Here is a 20,331-nt window from a genome sequence, read left to right as displayed (position 1 = left end):
GAGGCGCCGCCTGCCTCCCAGCCGCACCACACCCTGGTGCGGTGTCCGGGATGGTGAGCGGCGCCTCGTGATGTGTTTCCTCTACCCTGGTGGGGTGATGAAAACCCCAGCAAAGAGTTCTGACGAGGTCCAGGCGGACACTCGTTTCTTCGGTCATCCGCTCCCGCTCGCCCAGCTGTTCGGCTTGGAGATGTGGGAGCGTTTTTCGTATTACGGCATGCAGGGGATCTTGGCGATCTACCTGTACTTCTCGGTTGCCGACGGAGGTTTGGGCTATAGCCAGACCACGGCTACCGCGTTCGTCGGTGCCTATGGCGGGGCGGTGTTCCTGGCGACCATCCTGGGCTCCTGGATTGCCGACCGTGTGCTCAGCTCCGAGCGTGTGTTGTTCAGCAGCGCGATCATCATCGTTGCAGGCCACGTGGCTTTGGCGGTTGTGCCGGGCTTTGCGGGCGTGCTCATCGGTACGGGGCTTGTGGCGCTCGGTTCGGGTGGTCTGAAGGCGACGGCCTCAGCGATTGTCGGCACGCTGTATTCGGAAAAGGACCCGCGGCGCGATGCCGGGTTCTCGCTGTTCTACCTGGGCATCAACATCGGTGCTCTGCTGGGTCCGCTGATTGTGGGTCTGCTGCAGGATCGGATCGGCTTCCACATCGGCTTCGGTGCCGCTGCTGTCGGTATGGCGCTCGGCCTGATTGTGTACATGACCGGTCGGAAGAACCTGCCTGCGGATTCGCGTAAGACGGTGAACCCGCTGCCGCGCAACAAGCTGTGGATTCTGCCTGCCGCGGTTGTTGCGGTCGGTCTGGCCATTTGGGCTGTTGTGGCTCTTGGTTGGCTGACGGTGTCGAACATCTCCACGTGGATTGCAGGTGTTTCGGCGTTTGCGGCGATTGTGTACTTCACGATCATGACCACCAGCAAGCAGGTCACCTCTGTTGAACGTTCGCGCGTGTTTGCGTTCATTCCGTTCTTCTTGGCGTCTGTTGTCTTCTGGGCGCTGTATCAGCAGATCTTCGGTGTGCTGGTTGTGTACTCCGATGAAAGCCTTAACCGTTCGGTGTTCGGCTGGGAAATGCCGATTTCGTGGGTGACGCTGATCCCCGCCGCGTGGGTGATTCTGCTGTCGATGGGCACCTCGGCGCTGTGGCTTCGCATGGGTGACAAGCAGCCCTCGACCATGGTCAAGGCCGGTCTGGCGCTGGTGCTGATCGGTGTGGCGTTCCTGCTGTTCATCCCGTTCTCGTCCAGTGGTACCGGTGATGCGCGTACGCCGCTGCTGTACATGATCTTCCTGCTGATGCTGTTCGTGATCGCGGAGCTGCTCATTTCGCCTATTGGCCTTTCGGCAGCTACGCGCCTGGCGCCGCGGGTGTTCCGTTCGCAGATGATTGCCCTGTTCTTCCTGGCCTCCGGTGTGGGAACATCGCTTGCCGGTGTGACCTCGCAGTTTTACGCGGTGGACAACCAGCTGCCGTACTGGATGTGGCACGGTATTGCCGCTCTGGTCTTCGGTGCGATTGTTCTTGCCGCAGCTAAGCCGGTTACAAAGCTCATGAAGGGAGTCCGCTGATGAAGGTTGCTGTTATCGGTGCTGGCACTATTGGCCAGTCGTGGGCGAAGCTGTTCGCCTCCCACGGGCACGAGGTTGTTCTGAGCGATCCCCGTGACGACCTCGGGGAGATCGTTTCTGTGTTGGTTGACGAGGTGCCGGCTGGGGCTGGTTCGAGTTCGGCTGGTTCTGTGCGGGCTGCCGAGGGGGAAGATCCTCTGGCCGATGCCGCCTCGGGTGCTGACTTCATTCAGGAGTGCGGCCCGGAGCGTGTTGATGTGAAGCGCGAACTCTTTGCTGCGGCCGCCCAGCATGCGTCGGCGCAGGCCGTGTTTGCCTCAAGTTCGTCGGCGATTCCGGCCTCGGAGACCGCGGCGCAGCTGCCGGACGATGTTGCTGCTCGCCTCCTGGTGGGACATCCGTTCAACCCGCCGCACATCATGCCGCTGGTCGAGGTTGTTCCTTCACCGAAGACTTCGGACGAAGCAGTGCAGACAGCTGTTGAGTTCTACCGCGGTGTGGGCCGTGAGCCGATTGTGCTGAAGAAGGAAGCGCGCGGTTTTGTGGGTAACCGTCTGCAGAATGCCGTGCTGCGTGAAGCTGTGCACTTGGTGCAGAGCGGTGTTGTCAGCGTTGAAGACCTCGATGCTGCCGTGCGCAATTCACTGGGCATCCGGTGGGCGGCGGTCGGGCCGTTTGAGGGTCTGCACTTAGGTGGCGGCAAAGCTGGTCTGCGCGGGCTTATGGAGCATATTGGGCCGAGTTTTGCGCAGATCGATCTGCCGCAGCCTGACATGTCTATGGAGGGCATGGCCGAGATCTTCGATCAGGCTGAAACCGCCTACGGAATGCCGCCCGAGGAATCGATCGCTGTTCGCCGCGACGAAATCCAAAACGCGATCCTCCGCGCGAGGACCGCTGGGCGTTGAGGCGGGCCACTGGCCGTTAAGCGGGGCTTGAGCTTCGTTTAAGCGTCAAAATCCCTCGTCGGGCCGGTTTTTTGGTGCCCGGCGGGGGTTTCTGCTGTCTAGGCGGAAGATTGAGGCGAAGTGCGTTTTGTCGCGTTCTTCCACCTAGACGGCGGAGCAGCTTTTAGCCACACCTCACACTGCGGCGCGGTAGAAGTAGCTGGTGCGCTTGGCGATTGTGCCGTCGGCGTTGAAGACGAAGAAGTCGGCGAAGCCTTCGTGGGCGTCTGATCCGTCTTTGAGTTTGCCGTTGAATTCGCCGCGCGAAGCCGCCTGGTTGCCGCTCACAATGACATTGAGCAGAGTGTGTTCGCCTGATTCGATCACGCGGTTTTCCAGGTAGAAGCGGCGGATGTCTTCGCCAACCATGGTGTCGTAGCCGGGTCGGTCGTAGGTGCCGTCGGCCGCGAAGAGGTCTGCGGTGGCGTTGTCGTCGCCGGCATCCACGGTGGTGTAGTAGCGGCGGACAAGAGCTTCAACGTCGGTGGGGGACAGTTCGGCGGTCATGGGCCGTCCTTTCTGTGGCGTCATTGCAGCGGGTGCGCAGACACGCTCTAGACACGTGTCTGCGACAGGCGTTCTCACCAGAGTTTTCGCGCTCCGGCTGTGTGTTCTCTACGATAACTGTGAATCAGCACACGAACGCAAAGGAGCGCTTTCATGTCGGACTCCGCAAACGGTCATCCTGACGGCACAACACCAAACGCCAACACCACTCAGGTGAACACACCGCCCAGCTCGGCAGCCGCCCCGGCGGTCATGCGTCCTCTTAATTCTCTGCTTGAGAAGTGGACACCGTCGGCGCTCATGTTTGCGATCGTGCTGAGTGTTGTCGTTGGCATCCTGGCGCTCATCCTCACCCCGACCAAACCTGTCGATGTGCTGGTCGGCTGGGGTGATGGCCTGTCGGGCCTGCTGGAGTTCATGACCCAGATGGCGCTCATCATCTTCTTGGGCCATATGTTGGCGCACACCGCACCGGTGCGGAAGCTGCTGGCCAAGATTGCCGATGTGCCTTCCGGCCCGCGTTCTGCCTACGTCCTGGTCTTTGTGGTGGCGGGCATGTCGGCCCTCATCACGTGGGGTCTGTCCTTGGTCGTCGGTGCTCTGCTGGCGGTCGAGGTGGCTCGTTCGGCTCGCCGTCGCGGCTTCAAGGTGCACTTCCCGCTGCTTGTTGCGGCTGGTTATTCGGGCATGGTCGTGTGGCACATGGGCTATTCGGCTTCGGGCCCGCTGACTGCGGCAACGCCCGGTTCGTTCCTTGACGAGGCCATGGGCGGCACCATTCCTGTTTCGCAGACCATCTTTGTGTGGTGGAACCTGGCGGCGGCTGCGTTGGTGCTCATTGTCATGGCGATTCTGTTTGCTTTGACCGCCCCGAAGCCGGGCGCCCCGATTGTTGAAATGCCTGCTGAAGTTGAGCACGGCGAAAAGCCCTTCGTGGGCGAAGAGGTCGTCACCCCGGCTGATCGCATTGACGCATCCCGCATCCCCACGCTGCTGGTGGGCCTGCTGCTTGCGGCGTATATCGTGGTGCACTTTGCGCGGGGCGGCACGATGACTCTGGACATCGTCAACTGGAGCTTCCTGACGCTCATCCTGCTGTTGGTGCGCAGCCCCTTCGAGATCATCTACTTGGCCAAGGGTGCGGCGGTCAACGTCGGCGAGATCCTTCTGCAGTTCCCGCTGTACGCCGGCATTATGGGCATCATGAGTGCGTCTGGTCTCATTGAGATCTTCTCCAACGCACTGGTGTCGATCTCTGGTCCGCACACATTCGGCGTGCTGGCGTTCGTGGCGGCAGGCGTTGTGAACTTCTTCGTCCCCTCCGGGGGTGGGCAGTTCGCGGTGCAGGGCCCGATCATGCTCAAGGCCGCCGAATCACTGGGCGTCGACCCTTCGGTTGCGATCATGGCTGTGTCCTACGGTGACCAGTGGACGAACATGATCCAGCCGTTCTGGGCTCTGCCGGTGCTGGCGATTGCGGGTCTGAAGATGCGTGACATTCTGGGCTACACCACGATGACGCTCGTGGGTTCGGGCATTGTGCTGGGTGGAACCCTGTTCGCGGTGAGCTTCCTCGCCTGACGGGGTGCACAACCGCCCACCGCGCTGCACAGCCGCCGGCAGCCCGCACTGTCTCATGTGACTCCCATACCGGTGGGCCATACTGGTGGAATGAGCAAGTCCCCGAAGCAATCCCCTAAGTCTGTTGTCGTCGCCGCTGTGTGCTTGATCCATCCGGACAGGCCGGAGCTGCTGATGGTTCGGAAGAAGGGGACGAGCTCGTTCATGTTGCCGGGAGGCAAGATCGAATCTGACGAGGAGCCTCTTGCCACCGCTGTCCGCGAAATCGCCGAGGAACTGCACCTAGACCTCGACCCGGATCAGCTGGATCTGCTGGGCTCCTGGACGACGGATGCGGCGAATGAACCGAACACTCATGTGACCGGCACGGTGTTCGCCTACCGCGGGACTCCGGGTGGTCTGAATGTTCAGGAACCGCGGTTCTTCAATGAAATTGACCAGGCGGAGTGGTTCCCGATCGCGGATCTTCCCCAGGACACGGCGGAGCGTTCTTTTGCTCCGCTGACGCGCAATCACGTTATCCCTGAGCTGCTGGCTCGCGGTCTGGCTGCTGGCCAGGTGAACTGAGTGAACGACCAGAAGCCGAATCCACCGGTCAAGCGGATCAGCACCGGCGTGCTGCTTTTCGCTCTGGTGGTCATCTTGGGTCTGTTTGTGCAGACGAGCTTGGTGATGGAGGCCGACCGCGAGGTGCTTGGCGACATGATCGAACACCGCAGCGACCCGCGTACAGCCTTCCTGGTGTTCTTCACCAATATCTTCAGCCCTTTGGGCACGATCATCCTGGGCGTGCTTGTGTCAGTGTTCGTGTGGGTGCTGGCTGGCAGTTGGCGTCCGGCGGCCTATATTGCCGGCTGTGTTGCGCTCGCCTCGGCGATCACGCATTCGCTCAAACCGCTGTATGCGCGTCCACGCCCGGCAGTAGAGCACCGGCTGGTGTTGGAGACGAACTTTTCGTTCCCGTCAGGGCACGCCACGGGAACGTCGTCGCTGCTGTTTTCATCGGCTGTTGTGTTCAGCTTGCTGTTTGTGCGCCTGTGGCAGCGGGCCATCATTTGGGCCGGCGCCTTGGGGATGACCGCGCTTATCTGTCTGTCGCGCCTGTACTTGGGCGTGCACTATTTCACTGATGTGACGGCCGGTTGCCTGGTGGGCGTGGGTGCCTGCTTGGTGCTGTACGTGCTTGTCAGGCACAGGATGATGTCGTTGAAGCGCAGAAAAGCCCTGCGGAAATCGCGCGAACAGCAGCACAACAATGAACTGCGCAGCGCCCACGCTTTGCAGAACACAGAAACACGGCAATGACTCGCATCTCCAGCAGCCACACGGCACGCAACAACCACAAAGCGCATAGTCGAAGCACCGACCGCCTCGTCCCAACCCTGGCGGATACGGAAACCTCAGCCGATCTCATTCCACCGGACCAGCGCAAGCGCGAGCATTGGCTGCACGTGATTTTCTACATCACGCTGATCGGCAAGGGTCTGTTTGGTTTGGGTCAGATGGCCTCGGGCATTGTGGTTCTTGTTGTGCCGCGGCACGTGTGGCATCAGCTGGCGGTGAAGCTTACGGCGGGCAATACGGGCAACCCTGTTACGGCGTGGCTTCTGCATCAGACGGAGAATCTGGATTCGGGTATTCAGCTGTATGCGGCGATCTACATGATCAGCCACGCGGCTACGAAGATTGTTTTGGTGTGGGCTGTGCTGAAGGGCAAGATGTGGGCCTACCCCTGGATGATGGGATTCTTGGCGGCGTTCATCATCTACCAGACTTACGAAATCTTTGCCCGTCACTCGATCTTCTTTTTGCTGCTGACGATCTTCGACATCTTCATCGTGTGGCTCACCCGTCACGAATGGAATCTGCAGAAGCGCCAAAGGGCGCTGAAGCAGGCTGCCGAATCTGCCGCGTCTGGCCCGGCTTCAGCCGGACGTCCGGGCACACCCGCGGACTGACCTGACCCCAGAAAAATATGAGGTGCCTGCTTACGTGAGCAGGCACCTCGTCATGTGGTGGTGGGTTCAGTCGCCGGTGAGGTCGTCGCGTCCGGGTTGGCGGGCGGTCAGTTTGGTGGGCAGGATGCACAGGACGATGTTGATGAGTCCGCCCAGGTAGGGAATGAACGCCAGGAAGATGAGGGCGCCGTGCATGCCGGCGTCTTGGATGCGTCGCCAGCCGGAGGACAGGGTGGGCACTGCGGCGACCAACAGGAACAGGAACGAAACGAGGGTCCCGATGATCGCAAGCGCTGGGACGTCAGGTTCGACCTCGTATCCGGTGGCCTCGAAGGTTCTTTGGGCTTCGGCCTCGGCCATGATGACGGCGACGATGCCGGGGACGAACAGAACGAAGCAGATCAAGGTGTTGATCAGCTGCGGCCACCAGTATTCCGACAGCGATGCGTAGCCCTTGAACCGTGCGAACTTCTTCCAGAACCGCGTGTAGGCGGTCACTGGGCCCGCGCCGTAGAGAGGCTGCGACAGCGGTGGTTTTTGACCGGTGCCGCGGTAGTCCTTTTCGGTGATTTTTCGGCGCTGCGGGGCGGATGGCGCCCCAGCGCCGAAGGGGTTGTGGGCGTAGGGACTGTTGTCGAAAGGGTTGTCGCCGTTGCCCGGCTGCCCGCCGAACTGGCTGCTGTCACCGAAGGGGCTGCTGCCGCCGTAGCTGGGTTGCCCGCCGGGACCGCTTCCGTAGGGGCCGCCACCAGGGCCACTGCCGTAGGGGTTGTTGTCGTAGGGGTTCGAATTCATCGTGCTCCTGGGTTGGTATGGGTCGGTCGTCAGTGTAGTGATTTCCGGTTACTCGGAAGGAAACAGCGACAGTGCTGGTTTCTGCGCTGGCATACTGGTCTGCATGATGAACAGGGTGTCCCACGTGTTTTCGTCGGCGAAGCGGTTCTCATCTCAGGTGGGTCGTGAACTGTCGGTGCGGGCTGCTGAGCGGCGGTTGGATCCGAAGTTTGTGCCGTCGCGTGATGACGGTTTTGTGGTTGGTGTGTATCACGCGGGGGATAGGGCCTCGACGTACCAGCTCAAACAGTGGTTGGCCCCGATTGAAGATCTTGCGGCGACGATGCATTTGGAGTCGGGGATGACTCTGGACGGTCCGGGGGAGGGTGCGCCGTGGCCGGTGGGCATCCTGATGCGCAATTTGGACAATGCGCGTGAGATCGCGCAGTTGACGGAGCTTCCTGTGCGGTATGCGCGGTTGACATCTGATGTCGATCGCTTCATGACACAGCCGACCTTGTGTGCGGTGCTGTATGTCAATCAGGCTGTGTTGAACTTTCAGGCTTTGCGGTATCCGGGGCCGGCTCATGTGCATTTGTCGCATGGCGAGAGCGAAAAGATTTCGATGGTGTCGAATCAGCTGAAGGCCTATGACTGTGTGTTCACGGCTGGTTTGGCTGCCAGGGAGCGTATTGAGAAGGCGCTGTTGGGCCGTTTGCCGGACATGATCGATGTGGGCCGGCCGCAGCTGGATTATGCGGGGCCGGTGCCGGAGCGTTTCCAGCAGGTTCTGGATGGCAGCAGGCCCACTGTGTTCTATGCGCCCACGTGGGAGGGCGATTCGCCGTCCATGGCCTACGGCACCTTGGCGCAGTCGGGTGTTCCGCTGGTGGAAGGGCTGGTCGAGGCTGGTTTTGGTGTCATCTACAGGCCGCATCCGCGTACGGGTGTTGTGAAGCCGGAGTTTGCGCGGGCCGATGCGCAGATTCGCGAGCTTGTGACCGGTGCTGCTGGTTGTGTGTTTGACGATTCGCCGACGGTGTCGTGGCAGTTTGCTGCGGCTGATGCGTGTGTGGCCGAAATGTCGTCGGTTGCTTTTGATTGGCTGTCAACGCATAAGCCCCTTGTGGGGGTTGCTCCGACTGACCCGGGTGCCGAGGTGCCTGCCGGTGGTCTGCTTGAACGAGTGCCGTCGGTGGTCGGCACTGCAGATGGTGGTCGGCGGGCTTCGCACATGGTGCAGCAAGGGCTGGGCTCTGGGGAGTCCGGTCGGGCTGAACGGGAAAAAGTGTGCCGTTATTATCTGGGGGATACAGGGCTTGGAAGTCAGCGCAGACGGTTTGTGGCAGCTGTCGCAAGTGTGGTGGAACAGCGGTGGGCAGACAGGCAGCTCACAGATTTCTCTTGAGGTTGCCATCACACCGTCCGGTGTACCGGACGGTAGCTTCCGGGCGGGTCCGGGAGATAGGCGCATGTTTCTGGGCCGTGCTGGTATTGAGTGAAGTTTCAACTCTTCCGAATCCTGTGGGAAGTCTGGCAGATAGTTAAAGTATTTATGAGGGTATTAATACTTGGCCCTAAGTTCTTCACGGTTTTCGGAGCGGTTTTCCGCCGCTGCGGAAACTGTGAGTGAATCTATGCCTGCGCGGAACGGCGCGGGTGTCAACCGAAAGGAAAATTGATGAGCCAACAGCGTTCTCACCGACGCCGCGGGATGAAGACAGCAGCAGCTGGTCTGACTCTCGCAATGGCTGTGGCATTCGCACCGGGCCTGTTCCCGGGTGTGGAAGTTGCACCTGTTCATGCTGCCCAGGATGCGATCGACTCTCCGGGTAACTGGCTGGGGCAGAAGACCGTCAACGGTAAAGTCTTCCTGGACCGCGACGGCAACGCGGCCACTGCTCAGAATGTTGACGAACCGCTTGCGGGTGTCAAGGTCTATGCTCAGTGGATCGACTACCCCAACAAGAAGCAGCGTGGCGCCGTATCGCCTGTCTACACCGCGCAGACTAAGGCTGACGGTACGTACTCGATTAGCCTGCCGGACTGGACCGATGCTCTCGGTACTGTCCACAAGTGGGAGGCCACTGCTGGTCAGAAGCTTCGCATTTGGGCTGAAAACCCAGATCCGAAGAACCTCCAGGTTGCCTTCATTGAAGGTGACTCGGTGTTCGGCGGTCAGGGTGACCGTTACCACGGTACCTGGAACGGCACGGTCGGTATCCAGCTTGCCGAGAACTACAACATCTCCTACCACGAGCGCGATGCCGCTAAGGATGGTCAGGACTGGCTGTACCTGCCTGAGGATAAGTCCACCACCGGCGAAAAGCAGGTCGCTAATGGTGGCCGAGCCAAGGGACGCGTCTACTACGACCAGCGCGGTACCTTCGGTAAGACCCTCTTCACCAACCAGTATGAGAAGCGTTACGGCGATGTAGCTGTCCCGAAGGTGAAGATCCGCGGCTCGTACGTGCAGGATGAGGTTGCACGCCGCTTCGACAAGTGGGCTGACGACAACAAGGGCTACACCACTGAAGCTTTCCGTGAAGCGCAGAAGAAGATCATGGCCGAATACGAGGCCGAGACCGGTAAGAGCGCTATCGCCGAAACCGTAATCACCGAAACGGATAACGAAGGCAAGTACCACCTTCAGTTCAAGGGACTGTGGGGTAACAACTACAAGGCCAAGGGCATCATGAACGCTGGCGAGTGGGGCGAGTTGGCTCCCTCGTCTGACGAAGGCAGCTGGGCAACCGGTAACCTGCGTTCGAAGCACATCAACTACGAGTACATGTACGTCTCGCCGGTTCTCCCCGAGGGCGTCGACTCGAACATGGACTCTTCGCAGAGCGCGATGTTCCAGAACATCATGCGCACTTCGATGGTGCATGCAGTCTCCGGTGGAGGCCACGCGGGTAACTACATCGACAACCTTGACTTCTCGCTGCGCCAGACTTCGCGCGGCTTTGACGTCACGCCGTACAACACCACGGATAAGCCTGCTGCTCCGGGTGACACCGCAAAGACCGACACCTTCGGCCTGACTCCGAACACTGCTCACGTCATTGTTTGGACTGACAGCGAGGGCAAGGAAGTTCACCGTTGCGAGGCGAACTCCGACAACCTCGGTGTGATTCCTTCGTGTGACTTCCAGGTTCCGGAAGACCTCGCTGAGGACACCATTTACACCGCTACGGTGTACAACGCGTCAGACGAGAGCACGCCTCTCATGGCTGACTCTTTCCTGGCCTACGTTGCTCCTGAATACAAGGAGACCGAGGTCAAGGTTGGCGAAGAAGCTACGGCTGAGCGGCCGGTCAACAAGAACGGCACCGCAGTTCCTGACTCCGCTAAGTTCGCTGCAGCAACCGCAGACGATGTCAAGAACGCTCCGGAATTCCAGAAGGCTGGCCTTCCGGAAGATGTCGCTCCGCAGGACTGGGTCACCGTAAACGCAGATGGAACCCTGACCATCAAGCCGGGTGCAGACGTCAAGCCGGGTACGTACAACGTTCCGGTTAAGGTCACCTACGAAGATGGCACCACCAAGGTCATCAACGCACCTATTAAGGTCGTTGACGAGACCAAGCAGAGCGACGAATACACTCCTGCTTATGAGGACAAGCTGGTTGTTCCTGGTGAGGAAACCAAGTCGTCGCCGACCTTCACTGACAAGGACGGTAAGGACGCGAAGGCTCCTGAAGGCTCGAAGTTCTCGATCCCTGAAGACTTCAAGGCTCCTGAAGGCTACGAAGTCAAGATTGACGAGAACACCGGTGAAATCACCGTTACCTTCCCGGACAAGTCCAAGCTGAACAAGGACACCGTTGAGGAGTTCGATGTTCCTGTCACGGTGACCTACCCGGACGGCAGCAAGGACGACGCTAAGGCGAACTTCAAGCTGGACACCGATGGTGACGGCAAGCCTGACACCGAGGACGAGGATGACGACAACGACGGCATCCCGGACGACGAGGACAGCAACCCGAAGGTTCCTAACCAGAACACGATCTTCGAGCCCGGCTACGAAGACAAGCTGGTTGTTCCTGGTAAGGAAACGAAGTCGTCCCCGACCTTCACTGACAAGGAAGGTAAGGACACCGAGGCTCCTGAAGGCTCCAAGTTCTCGATTCCTGAAGACTTCAAGGCTCCTGAAGGCTACGAAGTCAAGATTGACGAGAACACCGGTGAAATCACCGTTACGTTCCCGGACGAGTCCAAGCTGAACAAGGACACTGTCGAAGAATTCGACGTTCCTGTCACGGTGACCTACCCGGACGGCAGCAAGGACGACGCTAAGGCGAACTTCAAGCTGGACACCGATGGTGACGGTACGCCTGACACCGAGGACGAGGACGACGACGGCGACGGTGTCCCGGACGAAAAGGAAAAGGAAGACGACACCAACCCGAAGTCGCCTAACCAGAACACGATCTTCGAGCCTGGCTACGAAGACGGTTCCGGTAAGCCGGGTGACGACGTCACAATTGACGCTCCGACCTTCACTGACAAGGACGGTAAGGACACCAAGGCTCCTGAGGGCACGACCTTCGGTCCTGGTGAGAACGCTCCTGATGGTGTGACTATCGATGAGAACACTGGTGAGATCACCGTTACCATCCCTGAGGATGCTAAGCCTGGTGACAAGATCACTGTTCCTGTCGAGGTGACCTACCCAGACGGCAGCAAGGACAACGTTGACGTCACCGTCACGGTTGAAGAACCTGACGCTAAGGACAAGGACGCTGACACCTACGAGCCTGGCTACGAAGATGGTTCGGGTAAGCCGGGTGAAGACGTCAAGGTCGAAAAGCCTGAGTTCAAGGACAAGGACGGCAACCCGACCGAGGCTCCTGACGGCACGACCTTCGGTCCTGGTGAGAACGCTCCTGATGGTGTGACTATCGATGAGAACACTGGTGAGATCACCGTTACCATCCCTGAGGATGCTAAGCCTGGTGACAAGATCACTGTTCCTGTCGAGGTGACCTACCCAGACGGCAGCAAGGACAACGTTGACGTCACCGTCACGGTTGAAGAACCTGATGCTCCGGAGCAGCCTGACACTAAGCAGGCTGACGAGCTCGAACCGAAGTACACCGACGGTGCTGGCCAGCCTGGTACCACCGCTCCGGTCGACGCTCCGACCTTCACCAACAAGGACGGCGACAAGGTCACCGTTCCGGAAGGCACCAAGTTCACCACCGACAAGGACGGTGTCGAAGTTGCTGAAGATGGATCGCTGAAGGTCCAGATTCCGGCTGACGCCAAGCCTGGTGACAAGATCACGGTTCCTGTGACTGTGACCTACCCGGATGGCAGCACCGACAAGGTGGACGTGACTGTTACTGTCACCGACCCTGACTCGAAGCCCGAATGGGGCGACGGCGAAGGTGAACCCGGTGACAAGGTGACCGTCCCGAACACCGGTGGCGACGTTCCGGAAGGCTCCACGACTGAGGTCGAAGGCCCCGGTAAGGCTGAAATCGATGAAAACGGCAACCTCGTCGTTGACATCGACAAGGACGCCAAGCCTGGCGACAAGATCGTCATCGTCGTGAAGGACAAGGACGGCAACAAGATCGACGACTCGACCGTGACTGTTACCGAACCGTCCAAGCCTGACACCGAACAGAAGGACGAGTTCGAGCCCGGCTACGAAGATGGTTCGGGTAAGCCTGGTGAAGACGTCAAGGTTCCTGCTCCTGAGTTCAAGGACAAGGACGGCAACCCGACCGAAGCTCCTGACGGCACCACGTTCACCCCTGGTGACGACGCTCCCGACGGTGTGAAGGTTGATGAAAACACCGGTGAAATCACGGTTCCGATTCCGGAAGACGCCAAGCCTGGTGACAAGATCACCGTTCCGGTTGAGGTGACTTACCCGGATGGTTCGAAGGACAACGTTGACGTCACCATCACGGTCGAGAAGCCTGACGCTCCTGCTGAGAAGCCAGACTGGAAGGACGACAAGGGTAAGCCTGGCGACAAGGTCGAAATCCCGAACGACGGCGGTCCGGTCCCGGACGGCAGCACCGTCGAAACGGAAGGACCTGGTAAGGCTGAAATCGATGAAGACGGCAACCTGATTGTCGACATCGACAAGGACGCCAAGCCCGGTGACAAGGTTGTAGTCGTTGTCAAGGACAAGGACGGCAACGAGATCGACCGCGTAGTCGTCGAGGTTGAAAAGCCTGCTGACCAGCCTGACTGGAAGGACGGCAACGGTAAGCCTGGCGACAAGATTGTCATCCCGAACGATGGCGGCCCGGTTCCAGACGGCTCGACCGTTGAGGTCGAAGGCCCCGGTAAGGCTGAAATCGACAAGGACGGCAACATCGTCGTTGACATCAACGATGACGCCAAGCCCGGTGACAAGATCGTCGTGACGGTGAAGGACAAGGACGGCAACGTCATTGACACCATCACTGTCACGGTGGACGACAAGGGCAAGACCGGCTCTGGTGAAGGTAAGCCTGCACCGGCCCCCGGCAAGCCTGGTGACTCCGGTGACAAGGGCTCGAGCAATGCTCCGCTGCCCCGTACCGGTGTTGAGATCGCTGGTGCACTGGCTGCAGCAGCTGGTCTGCTCGCCGCAGGTGTTCTGATGGTTGCTCGCTCGCGCCGCAAGAACAACTGACGCTCATCTGCTGACGCGCCCGGTTGGTGAGAACCGGGCGCGCACGCAGACAGGCCGATAAACAATTGTGGGCGGTTCCGCATTAGCGGAACCGCCCACAATCGTTTTCTCACCACCTCACTCTGGTGCAAGTGGCTGCAGAGCCGACCTCCACCTCGCGAGGTGTCAGTCAGCTTCTATCTGCAGGTTCAACTGGCCTTTGTCGGTCAGTACCGGGGTGAAGAAGGAGCCAGCTGCGGCGGGGGTTTCGTCAGCGAGGATGCGGGTGCGGTGGAATGAGCGGCCTTCAACGAAGTCGGCGGACAGTTCCAGGGTGCCTGCGGGAAGCAGTTCCAGTTCGGACAGTGGGACCTCTGCGCGCAGGGTAGTTCCGTCGAATTCGGCGGGTGTGCGGCCGTAATAGGTTTTGCCGGCCAGCCGCCATGACACGGAGGTGTGGGAGGTCTGCGCCCAGGGGTGGTCGTGGACGGTGGCTTCGAGTTCCAGTCCCGTGTCTGTCACAGTCAGCGAGGTCAGCGCTGCGGTGGCCTGTGAGCGTTGGAATGGCTCAAAGGAGCATTGGCGGAACATGGTCGCCCACTTGTTGACGACAGCGGTTTCGTAGAAGTCGGCAGCTCGTCTCAGGGCGTTGCGGCGCATCTGGGTGAGCTCGGCATCGTCCATGGTGGCCACGCGGATGATTGCCTGGGTGAGTGCTTCAACATCCCCGTCGGGGATGAGGAAGCCATCGACACCGTCGGTGATGATGTCGGCTGGGCCGTACTTGATGTCGTAGGCAATCGGGATGCATCCAGCAGACATGCTTTCGAGGAGAACCAGGCCTTGGCCCTCCTGCTTGCTTGTCAGGAGGCTGAATGATGCTTCACGGAAGTGATCTTTTGCATCGCTTGCGTAGCCACGTAGGGTGATGTGCTCACCTGCGTTGTTGGCGTTGATCTGCTGGGTGAGTTCGGTGTGCATATCGCCATCGCCGTAGACGTCCATGTGCAGTCCGGATGCGCTGGAGCGTGCCGCTGCCACAGCGCGAATAGCGTGATCGATCCTCTTGCCCGGGGTCAGCCTTGCAAGCATGATTCCGTGAGCCTTATCACGGGGTGCTTCCGCATCGCCGTGGAGGTCGCGAACCACGTTGGGTATGACCGTGAGGTTGCCCGAAGACAGGTTCAGCGCGAACATGTCCTGCTGTTGGGCGTGGGTCAGTGCGATGACCCGATCAAAACGGTCGGCGTTGTGAAAGATGTCGAACCTGGCGCGGTTGAGTTCGCGCGGGTGCACGCTTTCGTTCTTGAGGAAGTTACTGTGCAGCACGTGGCAGAACACAACGTTCTTCTTCCGGTAGGTGCGGAAGATTGAACTTGCATAACCAGAATCGACAATGACGTAGCTCGGCTGGTCGCCGAATACTGCGTTGAGCCACGCTTTGTAGAATGCGCCGCCGGAGCGCCACTGTGCGACAATCCTTCCGCGGGAGTCTAGGAGCGTCAGCAGGCGGCCGCCTGTGGTGCCGCGTTCTGTGGCGTCGTGACGGTCGATGATGCGCAGGTGGCCCTGCGTGCTGTAGTAGTCGGTCTGGAGGACCGTACCGGCATCGTCTGTGCGCTGTTCGCGTGTGTTTCCCGAGGTGTGGGGGAGTGCATCTTTGAGGGCACCCAGGTCAGGTTCTGCCGTGCCTTTCATTCGTTTAAGTTCAGTGTCTGACCACGTGCTGAGGTCCTCCCAGATGTTCAGGATGGAAACGCGGTCATCCAGTCGGCCTTCGGCTTTGAGTTTCTGCTCGCGCTCCTTGCCGCTGTTATCCGGGGAAAACGTGAGGATTTCGACGGGACGGTTGTCTTGGCGAGCGAAAGCTGACGATCGTTCGAGAGCAACGGAAGTCAGCCCGCCGAATGTTTCGGGGATGCGCCACAGCACGGTGTAGTAGTTCCCCGCCGGAAGGACTTGCTGGGGGCGGGGACCGCTTGAGTTGGGGATGATGCGGCGCAGAAGCCGTGACAGTGACGCTTTCATAGCCATCTATTTTATTTCCCGTACCTGAGTGGGATCACAGGTTGTAGGTCCTGACCATGAACAGCCTGATGAAACGGGACGCGGTAGTGATCGTTGGCCGGCCCGGCCTTACGAGGTGTCAGTCAGCTTCTATCTGCAGGTTCAACTGGCCTTTGTCGTTCAGTACCGGGGTGAAGAAAGAACCGGCTGCGGCGGGGGTTTCGTCAGCGAGGATGCGGGTGCGACGGAAGGAACGACCCTCCACGAAGTCTGCTGATAGTTCCAACGCGCCTGTGGGCAACAGTTCCAGTTCGGACAGAGGGATCACTGCGCGCAGGGTGGGTCCGTCGAATTCGGCAGGTGTTCGGCCGTAATAGGGTTTGCCAGCCAGCCGCCATGACACGTAGCTGTGAGAAGTCTTCTCCCACGGGTGCTTCTCAACGGCTGCTTCGATCTCGAGAGCGGTGTCTGTCACTGTCAGTGAAGTCAGCTTTGCGGTTGCTGCGGATTTCTGTATGGGGTCGAAAGAGCATTCGGCGAACATCTGTGCCCAGTCCCGCACGATTGATTCTTCGTAGAAATCCTTCGCCCTCTTAATGGCATTGCGGCGCATGGTGCGCAGAGCGGCGTCGTCCATCGTTGCGACTTTGACGATCGCTTCAGCCAGAGCGTCAACGTCGCCCGCAGGTACGAGGAAACCGTCCACGCTATCGGTGATGATGTCGGAAGGCCCGTACTTGATGTCGTATGCAATTGGGATGCACCCTGCCGACATGCTTTCGAGCAGCACGAGACCTTGGCCTTCAAACAGGCTTGATAGAACGAGAAATGAAGCGCTGCGCAGGTAACTCTTAGCCTGTGTGTCGTGTCCGCGCAAACGGAAACTGTCAGTGATCCCCTCTTCTTCAATGAGGCAGGTTAGGTGTTGCTGTTCGCCACCCTCTCCGTAAACATCGATGCTCAGTTCGGGCACTTGGACTTTCGCGCGTGCAAAAGCTCGAACAGCATGGTCAAGACGCTTCTGCCCGGTGAGGCGAGCAATTATCTGACCGTCTGTGCGGTCCCGGCGTGATCGGGCAGAGCCATGGAGATCAGGGATCAGGTTCGAAATAACACGGACGTTCCCCGATGTGTAGTGTTCGCTGACGAGGTCGTTTTTCTGCCCATCTGTAAGGGCGATACCGCGGTCGAACTCGTCGAGGTGTTGAATCAGCGGCAAGTTACCTTCATATAGTTCGACTGGCCGCAGCGAAGTGTCGACGGCGTGGGCGTTGTGGATGACCTGGCAGAAAATCACGTTGTCCCGCCGGTACCCATGAAAAAGGCGGCCGGCAAAAGCTGAATCGACAATGACGTAGCTTGGGTCCTCGCCGAAGACAACGTCAAGCCATGCCTTGTAAAACGCAGTCGCCGTCCGCCATTGACCGATGATGTCGCCCTGCGGGTTCAACAGTGTCAGAAGGCGCCCGCCCTTCGTGCCGCGTGTTGTGGTGTCCTGGCGGTCGATGACCAACAAACGGCCCTGCGCGTCGTAGTGGTCAGTCTGGAGGACCGCGCCGGCATCGTCTGTGCGCTGTTCGCGTGTGTTCCGCGCCGCATGTGGCAAGACATCTTCAACGGCTTCTGGCGCGCGCCGAGCAGTGCCTTTCATTCGTTTACGTTCGGTGTCTGACCATGTGCTGAGGTCTTCCCAGATGTTCAGGATGGAAACGCGTTTATCCAACCGGCCTTCGTCTTTGAGGGCTTGTTCGCGTTCTTTTCCGCTGTTGTGCGGGGAGAATGTGAGGATCGTGACGGGGCGGTTGTCCTGCCGGGCGAATGCTGAAGCGCGTTCAAGTGAGGCGGACGTTAGCCCGCCGAAAGTCTCCGGGATGCCCCACAGGATGTTGTAGTAGTCACCCGACGGCAAAACTCCGCGAGGGGACTGCGGTTTGAAGAGCGAAGCTACTCGGCGCAGAGGGCCGGCCAGACTGGTATTCATCGTCCGTTCATTCTAGGCGAGGGGGTATCGGTTAGCTCCTGTGACCGGTGTGCGTGTCTGTGGGGAACAGCACCCGCTCAACAGGCGGTTAGACGGGACTTCAAGTGGGCCGTGGGGTATCGTTTATATGATCTGCAAGTTAACTTCAAGTTAAGCAAGGGGCTTTTTCATGCGCCGTGTCATCACCTACGGCACCTTCGACTTGCTGCACTACGGTCACATCCGACTGCTGCAGCGCTGTAAAGCACAGGGCGACTACCTGGTAGTCGCCCTGTCCACTGACGAATTCAACGCCGGTAAGGGCAAGAAGTCGTACTTTTCGTGGGACGACCGCAAGAACATGCTCGAAGCTATCCGTTACGTCGACCTCGTGATCCCCGAAAACACGTGGGAACAGAAGCGGACCGACATCGAGAAGTACCACATTGACACCTTTGTCATGGGTGACGACTGGGAAGGCAAGTTCGACGACCTCAAAGACCTGTGCGACGTCGTCTACCTCCCGCGCACGCCGGAAATCTCCACCACCAAGATCAAGGGAGACCTCAGTCAGTAAACTCCAGCACTTCTGCTGGAGTGACACCTAGCCTTGAGATATGAGCGAAGCACACTCTTCCCGGCCTAAGAATCCGACGCTGGAACAGCTGCGAGCTGTTGCCCAGCCGCCGGAAGTGCGCGCGCGCAAAAACGCCGAACACTGGACGGCAGAGCTGTACCTGCGGCACATCTCCATCTACTTGACCGCGCTGCTGGTGCGCACGCCTATCACCGCCAACGGCGTGACGGGACTGATGATCCTCTCCGGATGGGCAATCGGCTTTGCGCTGCTCATCCCCGGTGTGTGGGGTGCACTCCTCGCACTGTTCTTTTCGCAGCTGCAGCTGTACTTCGACTGCTGTGATGGCGAAGTTGCACGCTGGCGCGGCACCCGCAGTGCAAAGGGTGTCTTCCTTGACGCGGTTGGCCACTACACAACAGAAGGCTTCGTCGCCTTCATGTTGGGCGTGCGGGCAGTGAGTGACCTGGGACTGCTGAAGTCCGATCCAGGGTTCGCCTACCCCTACCTGGTTGCTGGGGGAGTGGTGTCATCACTCGTTCTGCTGAACAAGGCGCTGAACAGCTTGGTGCACATGAGCCGCGCATTCAACGGCCTGGACAAGCTGGAAGACTCCGCTGCGGCAACTGCTGTGACACACGGCGGTCTTGCCCGAGTGAAGCAGCTTGCGCGTTTTGTGCCGTTCCACCGCATCTGGCATTCGGTCGAAATGTCGATGCTGGCTGTTGCGGCAAGCGTGGTGTCACTCATCGTGGTTGCTTCCGGCGGCCCAGAACTGACTGGTGAACGGTGGATGATCCTGGTGATGGTCCCGCTTGCCGCGCTGTCGGTCGTCGGGCACTTTGTGTCGATCTGGTTCTCCAGGAGGCTCGGCTGATGGAAGTTTTCGACTACGGCGTCGTCATCCTCACCATGGGCAAAAGGATGGATGACCTGAAAAGGGGTATCGATTCGCTGTTGGCCCAGCGGAACGTCAACCTCGACGTTGTGTGCGTGGGCAATGGCTGGGACCCTGTGGGACTGCCGGAGGAAGTCAAAACCCACATGCTGCCCGAAAACGTGGGAATTCCTGCCGGACGCAATGCTGGTGTGCCCCTGGTTAAGGGCGAGTTCCTGTTCTTCCTCGATGACGATGCCTGGCTGCCGGATGAGGACACGCTGTGGCGGATGGCACAGTACATGCGTGAAAACCCCAGTGTTGGTCTGGTTCAGCCCCGTGTGGTTGATCCGGACAACCCGAATGCGCCTAAGCGGTGGATTCCGCGTTTGCGCAAGAAATCGGCAAGCCATTCATCGAATGTGTTCTCTGTATGGGAAGGCGCCATCGGCATGCAGCGCAAGGCCTTCGATGAATGCGGGGGCTGGCCGGGTTCGTTCTGGTATGCCCACGAAGGCATTGAGCTGGCCTGGCGCGTATGGGATGCAGGCTACGACGTGTGGTACATGGGCGATCTTGCAGTGGCCCACCCCGTGATAGACCCGAAACGCCACGACGAATACTTCTACATGAACGCCCGTAACCGCGTGTGGTTGGCACGCAGGAACCTGCCGTGGCCATTCAGCTGGGCCTATGTGGGTTCATGGACGGGCGTCCAGGTGCTCAGGTGGGCACGCAAGCCCGAACAGCTCAAACCGTGGTTCAAAGGATGGGCTGACGGCTGGCGCGAAGACCCGTGGGATGGCGAAGAAGACGAGGCCAAACTCAGCAAGCGCGGCGTCCTGCGCATGAGCTTCAAAGGCCGTCCGCCGGTTATCTAGAGATGCCAGTTCTTGGTTAAAGCTTCATACAACCAAAAGAGAGTGGCCGCCGGCGTTTGCGCCAGCGGCC

At 59.5% G+C, this 20,331-nt stretch carries 15 protein-coding genes; 11 read left to right on the top strand and 4 right to left on the bottom strand.

The annotated features are described in order from the left end of the window. Positions 1-97 precede the first annotated feature (97 nt). The gene (locus HMPREF3087_RS03650; RefSeq protein WP_062020486.1) at positions 98-1,573 is read left to right on the top strand and encodes a peptide MFS transporter; all 1,476 of its coding nucleotides are present in this window, start codon (positions 98-100) and stop codon (positions 1,571-1,573) included. After that, entirely contained in the window at positions 1,573-2,481 is a 909-nt protein-coding gene (locus HMPREF3087_RS03645) for a 3-hydroxyacyl-CoA dehydrogenase NAD-binding domain-containing protein (protein ID WP_070428097.1), read from the top strand. Before HMPREF3087_RS03650 ends, HMPREF3087_RS03645 begins: the two co-directional genes overlap by 1 nt. A 174-nt stretch (positions 2,482-2,655) precedes the next feature. Here the strand turns inward: HMPREF3087_RS03645 and HMPREF3087_RS03640 are convergent, their stop codons facing one another. Next, positions 2,656-3,027, bottom strand: a complete 372-nt coding sequence (locus HMPREF3087_RS03640) for a nuclear transport factor 2 family protein (RefSeq protein WP_070428096.1) — start codon at positions 3,025-3,027, stop codon at positions 2,656-2,658. 252 nt (positions 3,028-3,279) lie between these two features. Between HMPREF3087_RS03640 and HMPREF3087_RS03635 the strand changes: the two genes are divergently transcribed. The 4 genes from HMPREF3087_RS03635 to HMPREF3087_RS03620 all read left to right on the top strand — a co-directional run bounded on the left by HMPREF3087_RS03635 (position 3,280) and on the right by HMPREF3087_RS03620 (position 6,566). Continuing rightward, a complete protein-coding gene (locus HMPREF3087_RS03635; RefSeq protein WP_070428198.1) occupies positions 3,280-4,608 on the top strand; it encodes a short-chain fatty acid transporter in 1,329 nt (442 codons plus the stop codon). Between the two features lie 90 nt (positions 4,609-4,698). Next, positions 4,699-5,175, top strand: coding sequence for an NUDIX hydrolase (locus HMPREF3087_RS03630; RefSeq protein WP_083272013.1), 477 nt, complete (start codon positions 4,699-4,701; stop codon positions 5,173-5,175). Then, positions 5,176-5,913 carry a phosphatase PAP2 family protein gene (locus HMPREF3087_RS03625; protein ID WP_070428094.1) on the top strand — a complete coding sequence of 246 codons (738 nt, stop codon included), beginning with the start codon at positions 5,176-5,178 and terminating at the stop codon, positions 5,911-5,913. Continuing rightward, positions 5,910-6,566: a DUF2127 domain-containing protein gene (locus tag HMPREF3087_RS03620; protein ID WP_070428093.1), complete on the top strand. Its 657-nt coding sequence runs from the start codon at positions 5,910-5,912 to the stop codon at positions 6,564-6,566. The genes HMPREF3087_RS03625 and HMPREF3087_RS03620 overlap by 4 nt, the downstream gene beginning before the upstream one ends. A gap of 66 nt (positions 6,567-6,632) precedes the next feature. Here HMPREF3087_RS03620 and HMPREF3087_RS03615 read toward each other — a convergent pair whose 3' ends face one another. After that, on the bottom strand, positions 6,633-7,361 hold the full coding sequence (locus HMPREF3087_RS03615; protein ID WP_070428092.1) for a DUF805 domain-containing protein: 729 nt from the start codon (positions 7,359-7,361) through the stop codon (positions 6,633-6,635). A gap of 103 nt (positions 7,362-7,464) precedes the next feature. On the opposite strand from HMPREF3087_RS03615, the gene HMPREF3087_RS03610 reads away from it, so the two are divergent. Together HMPREF3087_RS03610 and HMPREF3087_RS03605 are read left to right on the top strand one after the other, a co-directional pair. Further along, positions 7,465-8,748, top strand: coding sequence for a CDP-glycerol glycerophosphotransferase family protein (locus tag HMPREF3087_RS03610; RefSeq protein WP_070428197.1), 1,284 nt, complete (start codon positions 7,465-7,467; stop codon positions 8,746-8,748). Between the two features lie 273 nt (positions 8,749-9,021). Further along, positions 9,022-13,980 carry a YPDG domain-containing protein gene (locus tag HMPREF3087_RS03605; RefSeq protein WP_070428091.1) on the top strand — a complete coding sequence of 1,653 codons (4,959 nt, stop codon included), beginning with the start codon at positions 9,022-9,024 and terminating at the stop codon, positions 13,978-13,980. Between the two features lie 165 nt (positions 13,981-14,145). Here the strand turns inward: HMPREF3087_RS03605 and HMPREF3087_RS03600 are convergent, their stop codons facing one another. After that, on the bottom strand, positions 14,146-15,987 hold the full coding sequence (locus HMPREF3087_RS03600; protein ID WP_070428090.1) for a glycosyltransferase: 1,842 nt from the start codon (positions 15,985-15,987) through the stop codon (positions 14,146-14,148). Positions 15,988-16,105: 118 nt separating this feature from the next. Next, a complete protein-coding gene (locus tag HMPREF3087_RS03595; RefSeq protein ID WP_070428089.1) occupies positions 16,106-17,947 on the bottom strand; it encodes a glycosyltransferase in 1,842 nt (613 codons plus the stop codon). Between the two features lie 169 nt (positions 17,948-18,116). On the opposite strand from HMPREF3087_RS03595, the gene tagD reads away from it, so the two are divergent. Genes tagD through HMPREF3087_RS03580 form a run of 3 tightly spaced genes read left to right on the top strand, consistent with a single transcriptional unit; the run spans position 18,117 to position 20,261 of the window. Next, positions 18,117-18,503 carry a glycerol-3-phosphate cytidylyltransferase gene (gene tagD, locus HMPREF3087_RS03590; protein WP_061941971.1) on the top strand — a complete coding sequence of 129 codons (387 nt, stop codon included), beginning with the start codon at positions 18,117-18,119 and terminating at the stop codon, positions 18,501-18,503. 40 nt (positions 18,504-18,543) lie between these two features. Then, a complete protein-coding gene (locus HMPREF3087_RS03585; protein WP_070424294.1) occupies positions 18,544-19,380 on the top strand; it encodes a CDP-alcohol phosphatidyltransferase family protein in 837 nt (278 codons plus the stop codon). Next, a complete protein-coding gene (locus HMPREF3087_RS03580; protein ID WP_070428088.1) occupies positions 19,380-20,261 on the top strand; it encodes a glycosyltransferase family 2 protein in 882 nt (293 codons plus the stop codon). Before HMPREF3087_RS03585 ends, HMPREF3087_RS03580 begins: the two co-directional genes overlap by 1 nt. Positions 20,262-20,331: the final 70 nt, after the last annotated feature.

Origin of the sequence: Brevibacterium sp. HMSC22B09 (assembly GCF_001806795.1) — a bacterium.
Taxonomy (GTDB): domain Bacteria; phylum Actinomycetota; class Actinomycetes; order Actinomycetales; family Brevibacteriaceae; genus Brevibacterium; species Brevibacterium ravenspurgense.
The sequence above is the reverse complement of the archived record's forward strand: the minus strand, read 5'-3'. Positions and strand labels throughout refer to the sequence as shown.